The following is a 464-nucleotide window of genomic DNA, read 5'->3' on the forward strand; positions in this document are numbered from 1 at the left end:
CCCCCAGCCCCTCCCCCGCAGGGAGGGGAGTAGTATGCATTATTTGCTAATAATAGGAGGGTAGGGCATCCTTGCCCTACTCACTCTGCCTTTATCTACAGTAGATTGAGTGTTGACTTTTGACACACTCTCCTGAGCAAGCAAAAACGACAATAACGACAATGGTCAACAATCAGCCAGTAGCTAATTGTTGACCATTGTCGTTATTGTCGTTTAAATAAAGTTTTTATAGTCCGACGTTCCGATATTCACGCAAACTTGTTGTTGTATCTGAGAATGCCGTATATTGCGATGAGCGTGCTTGCTGCGCTGACAACATAATTGCCAAGATAGAGCCACTGGAAGGGCACACTTATCGTTAAAAGGACGATTCCAATAATTGCTATTCTTCTCATAATAAAACGATTCTTGGCAACAAAGCATACCGCTCCCCTCCCTACGGGGGAGGGGAGCGGTATGCTTTG

Annotated in this window: 1 protein-coding gene; it reads right to left on the reverse strand. The window is 45.3% G+C overall.

The genetic code is table 11. The annotated features are described in order from the left end of the window. Positions 1-248: 248 nt before the first annotated feature. A partial coding sequence (locus I6E38_RS15100; protein ID WP_235394742.1) for a hypothetical protein occupies positions 249-464 on the reverse strand: 216 nt, incomplete at its 5' end.

This window comes from Leyella stercorea, from assembly GCF_021531355.1.
Classification (GTDB): Bacteria; Bacteroidota; Bacteroidia; order Bacteroidales; family Bacteroidaceae; genus Prevotella.